The sequence below is a fragment of the Actinoallomurus sp. NBC_01490 genome, from assembly GCF_036227085.1.
In the GTDB taxonomy this organism is placed as follows: domain Bacteria; phylum Actinomycetota; class Actinomycetes; order Streptosporangiales; family Streptosporangiaceae; genus Actinoallomurus; species Actinoallomurus oryzae.
This window is the reverse complement of record NZ_CP109433.1, coordinates 9,732,637-9,747,853: the sequence shown is the minus strand read 5'-3', so window position 1 is coordinate 9,747,853 and position 15,217 is coordinate 9,732,637. Positions and strand designations below refer to the sequence as shown.

Annotated in this window: 14 protein-coding genes, 1 tRNA gene and 2 pseudogenes; 5 read left to right on the top strand and 12 right to left on the bottom strand. The window is 67.5% G+C overall.

Going from position 1 to position 15,217, the window contains the following annotated elements:
- Positions 1–18 precede the first annotated feature (18 nt).
- From OG417_RS44690 to OG417_RS44670, 5 genes and pseudogenes are all read right to left on the bottom strand, one after another.
- Positions 19–780, bottom strand: a pseudogene (locus OG417_RS44690) (GP88 family protein); the annotation flags it as partial.
- Entirely contained in the window at positions 777–2,489 is a 1,713-nt protein-coding gene (locus OG417_RS44685) for a VirB4 family type IV secretion system protein (RefSeq protein WP_329242771.1), read from the bottom strand. The gene OG417_RS44685 and the pseudogene OG417_RS44690, both read right to left, overlap by 4 nt.
- A gap of 113 nt (positions 2,490–2,602) precedes the next feature.
- Positions 2,603–3,562 (bottom strand): PrgI family protein, encoded by a 960-nt coding sequence (locus OG417_RS44680; RefSeq protein ID WP_329242768.1) that lies wholly within the window; start codon positions 3,560–3,562, stop codon positions 2,603–2,605.
- Positions 3,563–3,582: 20 nt separating this feature from the next.
- Positions 3,583–4,866: a hypothetical protein gene (locus tag OG417_RS44675; RefSeq protein ID WP_329242766.1), complete on the bottom strand. Its 1,284-nt coding sequence runs from the start codon at positions 4,864–4,866 to the stop codon at positions 3,583–3,585.
- Positions 4,867–5,174: 308 nt separating this feature from the next.
- Positions 5,175–5,531 carry a pilin gene (locus OG417_RS44670; protein WP_329242764.1) on the bottom strand — a complete coding sequence of 119 codons (357 nt, stop codon included), beginning with the start codon at positions 5,529–5,531 and terminating at the stop codon, positions 5,175–5,177.
- 632 nt (positions 5,532–6,163) lie between these two features.
- Between OG417_RS44670 and OG417_RS44665 the strand changes: the two genes are divergently transcribed.
- The 3 genes from OG417_RS44665 (at position 6,164) to OG417_RS44655 (ending at position 8,422) form a co-directional block, all read left to right on the top strand.
- On the top strand, positions 6,164–6,526 hold the full coding sequence (locus tag OG417_RS44665; RefSeq protein WP_329242761.1) for an STAS domain-containing protein: 363 nt from the start codon (positions 6,164–6,166) through the stop codon (positions 6,524–6,526).
- 255 nt (positions 6,527–6,781) lie between these two features.
- On the top strand, positions 6,782–7,282 hold the full coding sequence (locus tag OG417_RS44660) for a DNA methyltransferase (RefSeq protein ID WP_329242759.1): 501 nt from the start codon (positions 6,782–6,784) through the stop codon (positions 7,280–7,282).
- 87 nt (positions 7,283–7,369) lie between these two features.
- On the top strand, positions 7,370–8,422 hold the full coding sequence (locus OG417_RS44655) for a DNA-methyltransferase (RefSeq protein ID WP_329242756.1): 1,053 nt from the start codon (positions 7,370–7,372) through the stop codon (positions 8,420–8,422).
- An 841-nt stretch (positions 8,423–9,263) separates the two neighbouring features.
- On the opposite strand, the gene OG417_RS44650 is transcribed toward OG417_RS44655, so the two are convergent.
- The gene (locus tag OG417_RS44650; protein ID WP_329242753.1) at positions 9,264–9,461 is read right to left on the bottom strand and encodes a hypothetical protein; all 198 of its coding nucleotides are present in this window, start codon (positions 9,459–9,461) and stop codon (positions 9,264–9,266) included.
- On the opposite strand from OG417_RS44650, the pseudogene OG417_RS54655 reads away from it, so the two are divergent.
- Positions 9,441–9,665: pseudogene (locus OG417_RS54655) on the top strand (recombinase family protein); the annotation flags it as partial. The gene OG417_RS44650 and the pseudogene OG417_RS54655 sit on opposite strands and share 21 nt — an antisense overlap.
- Before the next feature lie 282 nt (positions 9,666–9,947).
- Here OG417_RS54655 and OG417_RS44645 read toward each other — a convergent pair.
- The 4 genes from OG417_RS44645 to OG417_RS44630 form a co-directional block, all read right to left on the bottom strand.
- On the bottom strand, positions 9,948–10,244 hold the full coding sequence (locus OG417_RS44645) for a hypothetical protein (protein WP_329242750.1): 297 nt from the start codon (positions 10,242–10,244) through the stop codon (positions 9,948–9,950).
- A 332-nt stretch (positions 10,245–10,576) separates the two neighbouring features.
- Positions 10,577–10,649: transfer RNA gene (locus OG417_RS44640), tRNA-Arg, on the bottom strand.
- A gap of 251 nt (positions 10,650–10,900) precedes the next feature.
- Positions 10,901–12,103 (bottom strand): hypothetical protein, encoded by a 1,203-nt coding sequence (locus OG417_RS44635; RefSeq protein ID WP_329242747.1) that lies wholly within the window; start codon positions 12,101–12,103, stop codon positions 10,901–10,903.
- Positions 12,104–12,244: 141 nt separating this feature from the next.
- Positions 12,245–12,799 carry a hypothetical protein gene (locus OG417_RS44630; RefSeq protein ID WP_329242746.1) on the bottom strand — a complete coding sequence of 185 codons (555 nt, stop codon included), beginning with the start codon at positions 12,797–12,799 and terminating at the stop codon, positions 12,245–12,247.
- Between the two features lie 220 nt (positions 12,800–13,019).
- Between OG417_RS44630 and folP the strand changes: the two genes are divergently transcribed.
- Positions 13,020–13,922 (top strand): dihydropteroate synthase, encoded by a 903-nt coding sequence (gene folP, locus OG417_RS44625; RefSeq protein ID WP_329242743.1) that lies wholly within the window; start codon positions 13,020–13,022, stop codon positions 13,920–13,922.
- An 8-nt stretch (positions 13,923–13,930) separates the two neighbouring features.
- Here the strand turns inward: folP and OG417_RS44620 are convergent, their stop codons facing one another.
- Together OG417_RS44620 and OG417_RS44615 are read right to left on the bottom strand one after the other, a co-directional pair.
- On the bottom strand, positions 13,931–14,638 hold the full coding sequence (locus tag OG417_RS44620) for a pyrimidine reductase family protein (RefSeq protein ID WP_329242741.1): 708 nt from the start codon (positions 14,636–14,638) through the stop codon (positions 13,931–13,933).
- Positions 14,639–14,659: 21 nt separating this feature from the next.
- Positions 14,660–15,208, bottom strand: a complete 549-nt coding sequence (locus OG417_RS44615) for an AAA family ATPase (RefSeq protein WP_329242738.1) — start codon at positions 15,206–15,208, stop codon at positions 14,660–14,662.
- Positions 15,209–15,217 lie beyond the last annotated feature (9 nt).

Genomic DNA, 15,217 nt, shown 5'->3' with positions numbered 1-15,217 from the left:
GGTGGCCTGCTTGCCGCATCTAGGCCGTTGCGTTTGGGCTTGCCACTGGCCGAAAGTTCGGTTGCCCTGCCGGTGGCGGAAACGCGCGATGTTGTTGGCGGGGATGCCGACGGGGGCGGGTCCGGTTACCGCGAGCAGATCCGATGCGGTCTGGGAGTGCCAGCCGGCGTCCTCGATGGCTTCTTCGGTGGGGAAGACATCGGCGACGCGGTCGGTGTCGGGATCTAGGTTGGGGTCTTGGGTGCCGCCGTAGGAGTAGACCCACCTGAAGTTGCCTGGCGCGTCGGGCTCGACCAGGCGGCGGAAGAGGGCGATCTCTTTGGTGTAGGCGTAGAAGTTCACGTGCGGGCGTGCGGTGATGATCCTCAGCCAGGCGGCCAGGTATGCGGGGGAAAAGAAGTCACCCGCGTCGTGGATTCTGACCCACCGGTCATCGAAGCGCGCGGTGGCCAGTTCGGCGAGCATGGCGTGTTCCCAGCCGGTCGGGTCTTCCAGGACGTAGCGCAGGTTGGCCAGGTGCCGGGCCCGCACGGTGGGGATGTTGTAGCGGCCGGCGCGGGCGTAGCAGACCTGGGCGCATACCCCGGCCGACGGGCAGGTCCGGATGGTCCGGCCGTTGGGGAGCCGGGCGGCGAGCGCGGGGATACTCCAGTTCCAGATGCCCAGCCGTTTCAATTCGGAGTTCTGGGTCAGAAGCCGTTTGGGACGCGCGATGAGCGGCGGTGTCGCCGGGCTGCTTGCCGGGGGCTGTTGAGAGTAAAGTCGGTGATCGGTCGTCATGGTTCGACCTCCAGCTCGTCGTCGGCCAGTTCGATGTGCAGCCGGTCATCGGCGGGATCCAGGTCGGCGAGTTCGGCGGGGTCGCTTGTGATCACGCCGTGTTCGGCGGGTGAGGCGATGGATCGGAAGGAGACCCGGTCCGAGCCGGCAGCCAAGAGACCCTCGCCGCGGCCACAGCCGAGAAGGAACTGCCGTTCACCTGCGGACAGGTTGAAGGCATCGCCGACGGCATCGATGGCCTGTGGAGCTTGGCGGAGCAGGATCTGGGTCGTGGCGTTGGCGATGACGGCCTGACCGAGCGGGGTGTCGAGTAGGTCAGCGGCGTCTTGGGTGACCACGGCGAGGCCGCACCAGTACTTGCGTGCGGATTTGGCGAGGCGGAAGAGGAATTTGGCGCCGTCGGGTTCGCGCATGAGCAGCCACGCCTCGTCGACGACCACGAGACGGCGACGCCGCTGGCGGGGGTTGGACACGCGCCGCCAGACCGCGTCCAGGGCCAGAAGCGTCCCGGCGGCCCGGAGCTCATCGGGCAGGTCCCGCAGGGAGAACACCAGCAGGTGACCGTCGGGGCGGGTGCTGGTCGCTGAGTCGAACAAGTCCCGGTGGGTGCCGGTCACGAACGGGGCGAGCCGCGCGGCGACCTCGTGTGCTTTGGAGTCTTCAGTGTCGTCACGGAGAGCGGCGGCCAGGTCGGCGAGCAGCGGTGCGGGCCGGGTCCAGGTGCGCGGGTCGGTGGTGATGCCCGCGCGGGCGTAGACCTCGACGATGGCCCGGTCGAGCGCTGCTTTCCCGGCGGGGTCGAGGGGTTCATCGAGCAGGACACCGATGAGGGTGTGCAAGAACAGCGCCCGGCGGGTGAACGCGTCAGCCCCAGCAGTGGTGGTGCTGGTGGGCAGGTCGAAGGGGTTGAGTTTCACCCCCGGCGAGCCGAGCGCGATATAGCTGCCGCCGACGGCTTCGCACAGGCGCCGGTATTCGTCTTCGGGGTCGATGACGGCGACCTCGATCCCCGCGTACAAGCTGCGCAGGATCTCCAGCTTGGTCAGGTAGGACTTGCCAGCGCCGGAGCGGGCCAGCACGACGGAGTTGTGGTTGTCCAGCCCCCACCGGTCCCACATCACCAGCGAGGAGGACGCGGTGTTGATCCCGTACAGCACGGTCGTGTCGGTGATGGGCGCGTCCATGTCCGGGCTGGTGAACGGGAACGACGCGGCCAGCGCGGAGGTGTCGAAGGTCCGGCGCATCTTCAGCGCGTCCACGCCGAGCGGCAGGGTGGTGGCCAGGCCTTGCACGCTGCGGAACGTGGCGGGCGCGGCATCTAAGAGCAGCGATGAGGTCAGCGCCCGGACCCGGGAGCACTCGGTCTCCAGCGCCTCGTCGTCCCTGGCGTGCACGGTGAAGTACAGGCCGACCCGAAACAGCTTTGTCTGGCCGCGTGCCAGCGCAGCGGCCAGGCCCCGGGCGTCATCGGCCGCGGCCGAGGCGCCGAAGTCCTCCAGCCGGCCGTGGCTGGCGTCCGAACGCGCTGATGATTCCAGGCGGGCGAGCTGGCGGCGGAGCCGGTCAGCCGCAACCGCGGGCGGGGTCGGCTCCACATGCACCGCGACCTCAAGCCGGCCCGGGTAGGTCAACAGCGGTTCCAGCCAGCCAGGCCCCACATCGGCGGGATAGCCGGTGACCGCGAACGACGCGCAGACCCCATCGGGCAACCCCAGGGTACGGGCGCCGACCTCGATGCTGTTAGGACCGAGCTGTCCTGGCTCACGATCCGATCCACCGTGGGCTGGCCGAAGCCGGGATCGAGCGGATGCGAACGGGCTCATCAGGTACCTCCGTTGGCCGTGATCACTGCCGATGGCCCCGCCTGCCCGGTAGACGAGGCGGGGCCGGGCCGCCAGGGGTTGCAGCAGGCGGCAAGAACCGTGGCCGCCGCCTCACCGGGCAAGACCTGAAGGCTGATTCCGGCGGCGGACAGGGCACGGGTGGCTTCCTCAGCGCGGCGCAGCACCCGCTGGCCGGCGCCGTCGCGTGCGTGACGTCCGGTGCCGCCGGCCGGGCGGGGCTCGCGAAGCACGATCAGCACCCGGCGGCGCAGCAGATCCCGGCGGGCGGTCAGACTGGCGAGGAAGTCGGCGTGCTCTTGTGCGGCGACCTCCAGTTCCGGGTGCGGCAGGGTGGGGGCGCCTCGGCGGAGCCCGGAGATCAGCGGGGTGATGTCGACGTCCTCGGCGCGCACCAGGATCTGGGTCGGCCCGGACAAGGAGTTAAGCCAGCGCCCGAAGGTCGCGACCAGCGCGGTCTGCTCGGCGGGGGTCCGCAGCGCGAAACTCACCGTCGTGGCGGTACAGATCACCGCGACCCCGTCAGCACCGAGATCGATCAGACCATCAGCGTCAATCGCGCGAGCGGGGAGCCGCAGCGGCGCCGGCAACGGCACCGTCTGGCCGGCATCCATCCATGCCGGTTGGGCGGTAACGCCTTCGGGCGCGAGCACCAGCTTGCGCGGCGACCGCGTCTGCCGGACCGCGGCGAGCGCGAGCTGATGCAGTGCGAGGCCGTCACGCCGGCCCAATGCCAAAACAGCGGTGGCAGCGCCGAAAGGGAACGCGATCGCGGCGAAGACCGGCAACGCCACCAGATGCCGGGTCGCCATGTAGGCCAGCCACAACACCGCACCAGCAGCAGCCAGGATCGCGACCTGCCGTGCGGTCAGGCCAGCGAGGATGCGGTCCTCACGTTCGACATCGGCGGGGATCCGGTAGCCATATTCCTCAGCAGGCATAGCTCACCTCTTCGCGTGCCTTAGTTCGGGCGCTTCCAGGGACGGCCGGGATCCGGTTGGCGCTGGACAGGTTCCACGGGCGGCCTCGATCGCGCTGGTGGCGGTGCGCGCCAATCCCCGGCATGCGGCGGCGTCCAGATCGCCACCGGGTCACCCCACCGTTGCTGCTCGGCGACGCTGTCGGCGTCGGGACGGCCTCGATGAACGTGGGCGTGCCATTCCGGATCGGGCGGCATCCACCGCGCCTCCGGGCGCGCCCACCGAGGCTCCGGCTCGGCGGCAGCCGACGGTCCCGTAGGCGGCGGGATGGAGGAGGGAGGCGCGGAGGGCGGGGCCGCGGGCGGTGTTGGCCCCGACGGACGGGCACCACCAGCGGTGGCTCCAGGCGCGGGAACCTTGGAAGCCGTGCGGGAGGTGCCAATCTTGCCGAACATGCCGCGGAAGAGCACGATCGTTGCCGCGGTCTTGGCCGCGTGGACGATCGGGCTACGGCTCAGGCCCCCTTGCCAGACCACGCGGGAGATCCAGCTCGGGATGCGGATCAAGATGTACATCAGGCACACGGTCATCCACAGGTTGACCTGGTCCTTTGGCGTATGAACCCCAAACCAGGTGACCATGTCGGTGGTGAACAGCACCTTCATCGCGGTGATGAACACCAGCGCCTGAGCCACCTGGATCGCCAGCACCCCGGCCAAAGCCCGCCACCACAGCTTGGCCAGGCCCTCGGTCTGCGGCAGCGCGTGGCAGGCCAACGCGAGCGGCGCGGCGGCGATCAGCAAGATCGTCAACATGATCCGCACGATGTAGATCAGCAGCAGGATGGTGCCGAGCACGACCGCCCAAATGGCCACGACGACGATGAAGATCCCCACGTCGGACGGGTTGAGCGCGTGGATGATGATCTTCTGGAATTGCCCGGCCGCCGCACCTGGGTCCACGCCCTCGCCGAGCAGCGCGGCTGCCAAGGCGTTGGCGAACGTGATCGCCTTACCGACCAGCAGCAGGCTGATGTTGGAAGCGACCATGCCCACCACCAGGCGGGGGGCGATGTCCTTGACCGTGTAGGAACTCTGCAGGCTTTGGTGGCCCATCAGGGTCAGCCCGCCGATCACCACCAGCAGCACGTAGCAGGCATTGGCTACCACCAGCGAGCCGGTCCACAACCCCTGAACCCGGTCCCACTCATCCAGCTGCGGGGTGGCCAGCAGGCTCTTGCCGAGCATCCCGAACACCGGATTGATCGCGCTTTCGACCAGATCCTTGAACCAGTTGTTGATCGACTGCTTGACCTTGCAGGACACGTCGAACCAGCCGCAGCCATCCGAACCCTGTCTCGGAGGAGACGTGGCCGGCGGGGATCCTACGCTCGGACTCACGGCGTCGGCAGGAGAGCTCGTCGACGGTGATGCCGATGGCAGCGGTGTCGACGTCGTTGTAGGGGACGGTGCGCCAGACGTCGGCGTCGGCGTGGGTGTCGACGTGATCGCGACGACAGCGGGTCCATGGGACGGAAGCCCGGTATCGGCGCTGGCCGGAGCCGCAATCGCGAGGACGGCGGCACAGAACACGAAGGCCAGGAGGAATCGACTGGCAAAACGTCGCATCATGCTCATTGGCCGACAAAGCTTTTGAGGATGCCCACAAGGACCGGCGCGAGCACGGCCACTCCGTAGCCGATCGCGGCGTACTTCAAAGTGTCCTTGGCCCGGTTCACCTCACCCGGATCACCGCCGGCCAGCAGATACCGGATCCCGCCCACGGTCAAAAACAAGGTCGCGAGCGCCACCAGCAACCCGACCAGCCACTTGGTGATGTTGTTGATCACCGTGTTCAGGTCCTTCGGCAGGTTCTTCGGTGGTGCCGCCAGCCCCGTGACAGCGAGCGCTTCGGGTGCGGCGAACACCACGAGCAGCGCCGCCAGCACGGCGACGGTCAGTGCCGCTCGCCGGAATGGTGTCGAGCGCATCGGCCACCTCCTCCTCGGATGTGGCCGGGACCCCGCAGGGCCAGCCCCAGAACCCGTCTCGGGCCGCGGGGAACTCGGGGTCACCTCCCTCCGGCTACCAGCGCACTTATCCGTACGCACCGGTGGTGGTAGCGACCCGGCGGGCGGCTCAGACCCCGCAGAGTCCCGGCACGACCCATGCCGCCACGCATACGCAGACGAATCTCAGATGAGAGGCCAAAGCGCCGAACGGCCGGACTAGGCGTATGAAGATCGTCAAAACCACCCGAAAACTCCGCTGGACCCTGGGATGCCGGTCCCGCAGAGCTCCTGGTCAGAGCCGGTTCATATCCCGCCGTCTGAGCACGTGCCCTCTGACGCGTAAGAGAGCGGTCTGTAGGTGGTGTCCACACTCGGGCAGGTGAACACACCGCGACCAGCCACGGAAAAGGGAAGATGCGAGGTGCGTCAGCCGTACTGGAACCAGGACGTGCCACGGGTGACCGCGGTTAGGCACGCCGAGCACCGAACGCCGCTTGAGTCCATCGGGCTCCCAGATGGTCTCTTACAGGTCCCCTACCCGCCCGGGCATCTTTTCCGAGCCTCCATGCGCGACCCTGTAGGGAGTTAAGAACTGGGGAACGGGGTGGGTGATGGCGTCAGAAAGCCTCGACGGCGTGCTGGAGGTGCAGGTCGAAGCACAGGCCGGCTGGACGCTGGTCCACGTGGCGGGGGACCTGGACTACGGCACGGCAAAGTTCTGGGACGCCGGGCTGAGCGAGCCGCTGGCGGCCGGCGGAGGCCCAGTAGCGGTGGAGGTGTCCGGGCTCACCTTCTGCGACACAGCAGGCATCACCTGCTTCATCCACGCCTACCGACGAGCCCAAAACTCAGGCACGCGGATCGTCTTCCTCCGACCCAGCGAGCAGGTGCGCCGCTTGCTCACGATCACAGGGCTGACCGAGCGCCTGCCCATCCACGACGAGCTGCCCGAAGGCGACGACGCGACCGCATGACGTGAGATCCACCTGCCCGTCAGCGCACGAAGGAGCAGCTCGCGGGCGGGGAGTAGCTCAGGAGAAACGGAGTGCTTCGACGTCACAGGTAGGTGTGTACCCCGCTCCCGCCGGGCAGTGCGGCTGTTCGGAGGGGATTCAGCTGAGCCCGCAACGGGATGCCAGTCCTCGAAGCTGTGGTGCGGTGGGGCCGGAGACCAACAGTCCGGAGACCAGGGCACGGATGGCCGGGCCGGCGTAGATCTCTTCTGGTGCTTGGCGTTCGGCGGCCAGCAACGCGTCGATGCATTGGGTACGGCGTCCGCATTGGCCGTAAGCCGGGCCCACCGGGGCGGCAACCACCCCACACACCATCACCACCCTTGGCCGCCGGACGGCAACGGCACCGCATCGAACAAGCAGACGAACTGCCGCCAGCGACGGCGCGGCAGAGAAACTGGCTCCAGCCCTCAGCGGCATGCCGCGGCACCGGCAGCCGGCAGGAACCCCGGCGATCTGTGGTCGATCTCGACCCGGCCGTTCCGGCAAGCGCACTACGCGGTGCTCCCGGTCGAGCTGCCGCTGCGGTGCAATGCCGCCGGGTGCCAGCCACGCGGCACCGACGTCGACTCGTTCGTCGGCACCGCGACCACCAGACTGGCCGCCCAGCGCATCGACCGGACTTTCTGGGGCATCGAGCTGAATCCCGCCTACGCCGATCTGGCCGCCGCGCGGCTCACGCACGACAACGCTTTCGCGCGGCAAAGACGCAGGTAAGGGCTCATACGTATGAGGTTCGTATGAGCCCGCTGCCGACAATCCGGCAACAACACTTCGCCGGAGCACACCGGAGGCAGCGACCTCATGCGCGATCCCTACTACCGCGACACCACCGCCACCCTGTACGCCGCCGACCCCCGCGACTTCCTCGCGGAAATGCCCGACCAGACCGTCGACTGCATCGTCACCAGCCCACCCCCCTGGACACCACCCCAACACCCAGGATCTGACGACGACGCCCAGCACGGTCACGAACCCACCCCCACCCTTTACGTGGCAGGACTGCGGCGCGTCTTGGCCGAAGCCCACCGGGTCCTCACCGACGAGGGAACCTGCTGGCTGGTCACCAGCGACTGCTACGCCACCAACACCGGATGGGACGGCCCACCCACCGGGCGGCACACCCGCCGAGCACATCACCAGGCGATGAGCGGGCTTCCCGCCAAGTCGCTGATCGGATTGCCCTGGCAGATCGCGTTCGCCGCCCACGACGACGGCTGGATCATCCGCAACGCCATCGTCTGGCACCACCCCACCACCAGCCAAGTAACCAACGAGGAGCCCGTCACCGACCGGCTCACCCTCGGTTATGAGTTGATTTTTCTGCTGGTCAAGCAGAAGCGGTACCACTTCGACCTGGACCCCATCCGGCAACCACTCCGCTGCCCCGACGTTGCCGCCAACCCGTCAGCCATCGGCGGCACCCACCCAGCGGCAGATTGCCTCGACGCCAGCGCCCGCCGCCCCGGCAACCGGCATCGCTCCCAGCGGCATGGCAGTGGCAAGTACGCCAACGCCGCGGGCATGTGCCGCCGGCCCGGCGCGGCAATGCCGCCGACCGGCCATCACCATGCCGCGGCACACTCGAACGGCATGAACACCGGCGACGTCTGGACCCTGCCGGCACGCCCCTTCTTGAACGCCATCCCAATCGAGGTGCCGCTGCGATGCATCGCCGCCGGATGCCGGCCCGGCGGCACCGTCCTGGACATGTTTGCCGGCATCGCCACCACGGGACTCGCCGCCCGCGAACTCAACCGCCCCTTCATCGGCATCGAACACAACTCCGCTATGTGCGGCCTCGCTAGAGACCGCCTGTCGCGGGACCGGGATGAGCCCGGGGGAGAACAGCAGTGACCTCGCGGCGGCTAGAGAACAATGGCCATCAAGCAGGTCCGGACCAGCGGACCGGGGGATATGCTCACGAGCCCGAGTGTGTCCCCACCCGTTGTGGCCGCGGTCGTAGAAATCATCTGCCAAGCGTACGAGCGGAGTTCATCGCGATTGGTGGGCGAGAGGGCGAAGCACTAGAAGCCAAGCAATTCGCCGTGATCTGGGAGATCCTTCAATGGCTACACCAGCAGAGGAGTTCAACCTCGCAGGACGGAGGGAGAACTCAAACGTAGGCTCCGACACGATCTTGCCGTGGCATCACGAGAGTGATCGATCCAATCCGCTGGCTGAGGCCGCTGTCGCCGGAGTCTCGGTGCCGGTCGCTTGGCTGGGACGCACATCAACCGAAGAACAGCAGGATCCGACGCTGTCACTTCCCAGACAGCTTCGCGGCTCACGTCAAGCACTGCCGGATGGCTACGTCATCGTCGCTCACTTCTACGACGTCGAATCCGGTCGCAAAGACCTCGATGAGCGAGGTAAAGGCCGTGCGCATGAGAAGTTCGACATTCCGATTCCACGAGACGGCGGTATCCAAGATCTGCTTGCAGAGGCAAAGCGTCCCGATCGACGCTTTGTCGCCGTTATTTGTGAGTCGATCGAACGAGTCGCCCGACGCACCTATTTCGGAACTAAAGTCGAATACGAACTGGAGCAGTCCGGTGTTGCCTTGCTCGCGGCTGACGAGCCAATCACCGAACTCACGTCCGCCGGTCGTGGACCACGGAAGAAGGCCACGACGACGCTGACCCGTAGGGTCAAGCAGGCCATCGCGGAATGGTACGTCCTTCAGATGCTTGAACTCTCATGGGACGGCTTCCGCGAGCACACCGAGCAGGGTTGGAACATCGGCCGCCCGCCCTATGGCTATCAGGCTGAGAAACGCCCCCACCCGGTCCCGGCGCGGCGGGCGGAAGGAAGGACCAAGACACGGCTCGTACCCGATCCGGTCACCGGTCCAGTAGTAACCAAGATCTTCCACATGCGGGCTCTCGACCGTCATGGCTACGACCACATCGCCGATCAGCTCAATATCGATCTAGAGCGAAACCCGCCGCCGATGCCCGTCGATCCCCGACGTGCCGTAGGCCGCTGGACCGGGTCGGCCGTCCGCGGGATCCTGACGAACCCCAAGTACACCGGCTACATGGTGTGGAACCGCAGGGCCAGCAAGCAGGGTGGGCATCACAACCCGCTACGCGAATGGGTATGGTCACCCCGTCCGACGCACGAGCCGCTGGTGACCAAGGAGCTATTCGAGGCCGCCTCCCCAGTGGCTAAGCATCGCCAAGGATCGAGGGACGCCTCGGGACCGAACAGTCACCGGCAGACCAAGCGCAGCTATCAGATGCGCTCCTACGTCACCTGCGACCTCTGCGACAGGCGTATGTTCGGCAAGACCAGGAAGGGCGACGCCTACTTCGCCTGCGAGCCACCGCGCCAGCACCACGCGGGCCGCTCCGACTGGTACGACGACCATCCCAAGAGCCTATGGGTCAGGGAGGATGTACTCATTCGCGCCGTCCACGACTTTTTCGCAGAGCGTGTCTTCGGCCCCCAACGCCAGCAATACCTGCATGCGAAACTCGGCCAGACGCGAAACACGCCGGCTGACGAGGCCAGCGACGCGCGCAAGGCAAAGCTCGCGAGCACGGTCGCTGACCTCCAGCGACGGCAGGACAACTTGATGTCCCAGCTTGAAGTTCAGGAACCGACCGGGGATCCCCAGATCGATCGCGAGTATCGCGCAAGCATTCAACGCCGCTTCGCCGAGCTGGCTGGACAACGCCGCGACGCTCAAGCCCAGCTGTCACGCCTCAACGAGCAAGACCAATCCCCGGCAAGCGACGACCTCTCGCTTTTGGAGGAGATCCCCCAGATGGCGATCAGACTCGATGAGCTCCCCGAGGACCTGCAACGAAGGCTCTACGACGCCTTCCAACTCCAGGTCCGCTACAACAAGCCCCGACACGAGGCGCGAATCCGCGTCACCATACGCGAGGACACCGCCCGTACGTTCGCCAAGGCAGCATCCGTGGTCACCGCCGGAGAATCAGACATCTCGCCGCGCAGGTCACGCAGGTCACATGCGTCGACCAAAGTTTCCCATGTTCTAGGTGCCCCCGGCAGGATTCGAACCTGCGGCACACGGTTTAGGAAACCGTTGCTCTATCCCCTGAGCTACGAGGGCTTGTCGCTGGTCAGCGCCTAGCGGCAAGAGCTGAGCCTACCGACCGGACCTTGATCATTGCACATATATCGCCCCGAGTCGGATCTTGGCCTGACGGCTGACCGCCGCCGAGTACAGCCTAGTACGTGGTCGCCGACAGTCGGCGCTTCCCGGCGTGCCGCCCATGGAGTGAGCACGGCGAGAACCGTCGAGTCCCGGACCTGCTGATCGTGATGTCGAGTCCTGCCGCCGATTCTCCCTCTGGCGGGGCGTCAGCGCGCCCTCCGCCGGCGCAGCCAGAAGGGCAGGTACACGACCAGTGCGACGGTCAGGGCACTGCCGAACACCAGGTTCCCGGTGCGTCCGCCACCCCATGGGGACCACCTCAGCTGCTGGGCCACGGCCGCCGTCTCGGGATTCGCCGGGTCGTAAACGATCGTGGCATCGCTGAGCGGCCCCTTGCTGTAGCGGTGCCCGTCGATCGCCGGCTCGGCGGTCCAGACCAACCGGTTGCCATTCGTCACGAACTGAAGGTGTATATGGTGTTCCACGCCCACATCGCGGCGATGGCCGGTCGAGTTCGAGACGGCCACCTGATCCCACACCTGGCCGCTCACGCGGACCCCGTGATGGCGCAGCCGGTTGATGAGGCGCTCGTCCTGTATCCCGTTGCTGAGCGTGGCCGCGAGCACGATCGGCCCGAAGATGAGGAGAGCCAACACGACAACTTGGGCGAATTCGCTCCGGGTGCGGCGGCTCCTCCGAGGCGATGTCCTCGTGGACGCGGCGGCGGACGGCCTCTCGCCGGACCGGGTCACCAGGCGCGCCATCCACTTCAGCGCCTCGGTCGCGCACTTCACCGCCTGGCCGCCCACGACGGCACCGGCGATGATTCCGCCGATAAGGGCCAGGCCGTAGAAGAGCAAACGCACCGCGCCGAACGATGCCGGCAGCAGCCGGGCCAGAAACAGGCCGGCCATCCCGCCGAGCATCACGACCGCGAGCACGAAGACGACCCCGAGAGCGGTGGCCGGCTCCGCGCCGCGGGGAGCGGTCCGCAGCCGCCGGTAGCCCTTTGCCCGGCGCCAAAGGCGCCCCTCGTCCCGGTGCTGCGGAGTAGGCAGTCCGGCCTTGGCGCTGAAGGCGAACACCTTCTTGGTCCAGCTTCCCTTGGCGCGCAGCAGCATGCGGCCCTCGCCGTCGAGAACGACCAGGCCCCGCCGCGGGCCGCCCCTGTAGCGCGCCTTGTAGTAGTAGCCCAACGACTTCACCGAGGACCGTGGGATCTCCACGCGCTGGTGGCCGAACCCGTAGCCGACGAGTAGGTCACCCTCGATGCGGAGCCGCACCGGCGTCCTGCCGAGCAGGTCACGGATCGGCTCGTCGGGCCGCAACTCGATGGGCTCGCGGTCCGATCCGCCACCGCCGTGCGACCGCGACCCTCGACGGCCCTTTTTGGCCTGTCTTCCGCTCACGCGGGCATGTTATGGAATACGGACATCCTGCCGCGCGGGAAGGTTCCTCAGCCTCGATCCACCCACGACGTGGGCTTCTGGGGGATGAGGCCGAACAACCCGCCGGACCGTGGGGTCCGGCGGGTTGGGCGAGTCGTCCGTCTACGGGCGGTAGACGTAGGCGGCGATGCCTTCGGCGCGGTAGCCGAGTCGTGTGGTCGCGTTGTCGCGTTCGGCGGCCGAGGTCGTGTAGAAGTGGTCGTGGACGTTCGGCTGGTACAGGCGGTAGAGCGGCACGGTGTTCCCGCGTTGCTGCGGGAGGACGTAGGCGGCGACGCCTTCGGCGCGGTAGCCGAGTCGTGTGGCCGCGTTGTCGCGTTCGGCGGCCGAGGTCGTGTAGAAGTGGTCGTGCAGGCTCGGCTGGTACAGGCGGTAGAGCGGCACGGTGTTCCCGCGTTGCTGCGGGAAGACATAGGCGGCGACGCCCTCGGGGCGATACCCGAGCCTCATGATGGCGTTGTCGCGTTCGGCGGCCGAGGTCGTGTAGAAGTGGTCGTTCACGTTCGGCTGGTACGTCCGGTACAGCGGCACGACGCCTGGACGCGGTTGTGCGGTGGCCGCCGTGGCCGCGCCGGTTATGAGAGACGCCGCCGCCAGGAGCGCCGTGACGGTGCGGGTCGCGGCGGCGGCGAGGACGGTACGTCGGGTGATTGCCATACGGATCCCTTCTGTCACGAGGCATCATTACAGAGAGTGATAACGCATACACGCAACGTCACGGTCAGACTGCTGTCACTCGTCGGACGGTGATCACGCACTGCACTGTCCGCCGGCGTCGTACCCGGGGCGCCGAAAACAGGCCGGTCGGGGGTTCGGTGAGCTGCCGTTATGCTGGCACGGCCGGTATACCGTACCCATCTTCGTCAAGGTCGGGCGCATGGAAGCGAATCCTCAGATTTTCTACCCTGACTTCATCGGTCCGCGGCGGTCCATTGGCCGCCGGGCGTTCGACTTTTCGCGTCAAGTCGCGGTCATGGCGATAATCAATCGGACGCCGGATTCCTTCCATGATCGTGGGCGCACCTTCGCGCTGTCGAAGGCCGTCGAGGCGGTCGAGAACGCCATCGCGCACGAGGCGGACTGGATCGACATCGGAGGGGTTCCGTTCGCGCCGGGGCCGGAGGTGACCGAGCGCGAGGAGATCGATCGCGTCGTCCCGGTCGTGGAGGCGGCGCGGGAGCGGACCGACGCGGTGATCTCCGTTGAGACCTACCGTCCCGAGGTCGCCCGGGTGGTGCTCGCGGCCGGCGCCGACGTGATCAACAACGTGACCGGCCTGCACGATCTGAGCTTGGCGGACGTCGTCGCGGAGGCCGACGCGAATCTGATCATCACGCACAGTCTCGCCGCGCCGCGCACGCCGTTTCCGCGCCCCACGTACGACGACGTCGCCGGGGAGGTCGCGGCCTTCCTGCGCGAGCGCGCGGATGCCGCGATCGGCCGTGGCCTGTCGCCGGAGCGCATCATCCTCGACCCCGGCCACGACCTGAACAAGAACACCTACCACTCGCTGGAACTGACCCGCCGGCTACCGGAAATCACCGGGATCGGTTATCCGACGCTTGTGGCCGTGTCCAACAAGGACTTCATCGGCGAGACCCTGAACCTTCCCCAGAACGAACGGCTGGCGGGAACCATCGCGACGGTGGCGGTGTGCATTCTGCAAGGGGCGAGAATCGTCCGGGTTCACGACGTCGCCGAAATCGTGCCGTCCGTGCGAATGGTGGAAAGCATTCTGGGCTGGCGTCCGCCGGCCACCGCCCGCCACAACGTCGTTTAGCGCCACGGTCAGGCGTCGCCCGCCGCCTCTCGTACGTACCGGGTGAACAGAAAGCCGTCCTCTTCGAAGACATGGCCGAGCCGGAACGACAGGTCCTCGATGAGGGGCCCGTTGGCGATGCGCGGTCCGTTTCCCGCCACGATCCGCGGACTCAGCGTCAGGCAGAGTTCGTCGAGACGCCCGGCCGCCGCGATCTCGGCGAGCAGCCGGGGGCCGCCTTCGGACAGTTGCCGGGTGAACCCCCGCTCGGCGAGCGCGTCGAGCGCCTGGCCGATGTCGGCGATGAGATCACCGCAGACGAGGACGTCGGCGCACCGCTCGGCCGCCTTGAGGCGTTCCGCGGACGCGCTCGCGCACGTGATGAGGATCGGCCGTACGTAGGCGTCGGCGAACACGGGCGCGTCGAAGTCCAGGTCCAGCCGCGCGGACACGATCGCGAGCGGGGGAGCCGGAGGCCGCCCCTTCCGGATGTCGCGCCACGAGTCCTGCGGCGGCATCGGCCCGTACCCCTCGACGCGGATGGTGTTCGCTCCCACGATCACGACGTCGGCCAGCCCGCGCAGGAAGGAGAGCACCTGCTGGTCGACCTGGCTGCCGAGGGGACTGACCTTCCCCTCATACGATGCGGCCCCGTCCAGACTGGCCACCATGTTCGCCCGCAGCCAGCGACCGGCCCGCGGGTATCTGTACAGCTCGGCGAGCTTGACCTCATCCACGAGTAGGACACTAACCCGCGGTCAGCGGCCGATGTGGCGCAGCACGAACCTCATGCGCGCCTCCGGGTCGGTACGGGGCAGCTCCACCAGGTCGTACCCGTATCGGGCATAGGTCTCGGCCATGGCCTCGTAGGTCCGCTGGGCCTCGTCCCAGCTCTGGCGCCGCTCCTCATCGGTGCGGTAGATCTCCGGCCAGGGCGGCGCGATGAACACCTGCGGGCGGTAGGGGAACGCCGCCACCGCGGCCTCCACATGGTCCGGCACGTCGCGTCCCAGCAGGCGGAGGTACCCCGCCACGCACGGCACGGCGTGATCGAAGAACACCGGCCCGGTCCGCGTCAGCGCCCACCGGTAGGAGCGGATCTCCCAGGACAACATCAGCTCGGCGAACAGCGTCGTGTCGCTCCAGGGCAGGCCGGCGCCTCCGATGGCGCTCTGATCCTGGATGATCGCGCGCCCGGCCTCCGGCGCGGCGGCGAATCCGTTCGCTCGCAGCAGCTCGACAAGGGTGGTCTTGCCCGAGCCGGGGCCGCCGGTGATGGCGATCAGTTCTTGGCGTGCGGATGCCATGGGTCTCCA

Coding starts and splice junctions, on each gene's coding strand:
- OG417_RS44680 (WP_329242768.1), bottom strand. CDS start 3,562: ATGCCTGCTGAGGAATATGGCTACCGGATCCCCGCCGATGTCGAACGT.
- OG417_RS44670 (WP_329242764.1), bottom strand. CDS start 5,531: ATGCGCTCGACACCATTCCGGCGAGCGGCACTGACCGTCGCCGTGCTG.
- OG417_RS44665 (WP_329242761.1), top strand. CDS start 6,164: ATGGCGTCAGAAAGCCTCGACGGCGTGCTGGAGGTGCAGGTCGAAGCA.
- OG417_RS44655 (WP_329242756.1), top strand. CDS start 7,370: ATGCGCGATCCCTACTACCGCGACACCACCGCCACCCTGTACGCCGCC.
- OG417_RS44650 (WP_329242753.1), bottom strand. CDS start 9,461: ATGACGGTCGAGAGCCCGCATGTGGAAGATCTTGGTTACTACTGGACC.
- OG417_RS44630 (WP_329242746.1), bottom strand. CDS start 12,799: ATGGCAATCACCCGACGTACCGTCCTCGCCGCCGCCGCGACCCGCACC.
- folP (WP_329242743.1), top strand. CDS start 13,020: ATGGAAGCGAATCCTCAGATTTTCTACCCTGACTTCATCGGTCCGCGG.
- OG417_RS44615 (WP_329242738.1), bottom strand. CDS start 15,208: ATGGCATCCGCACGCCAAGAACTGATCGCCATCACCGGCGGCCCCGGC.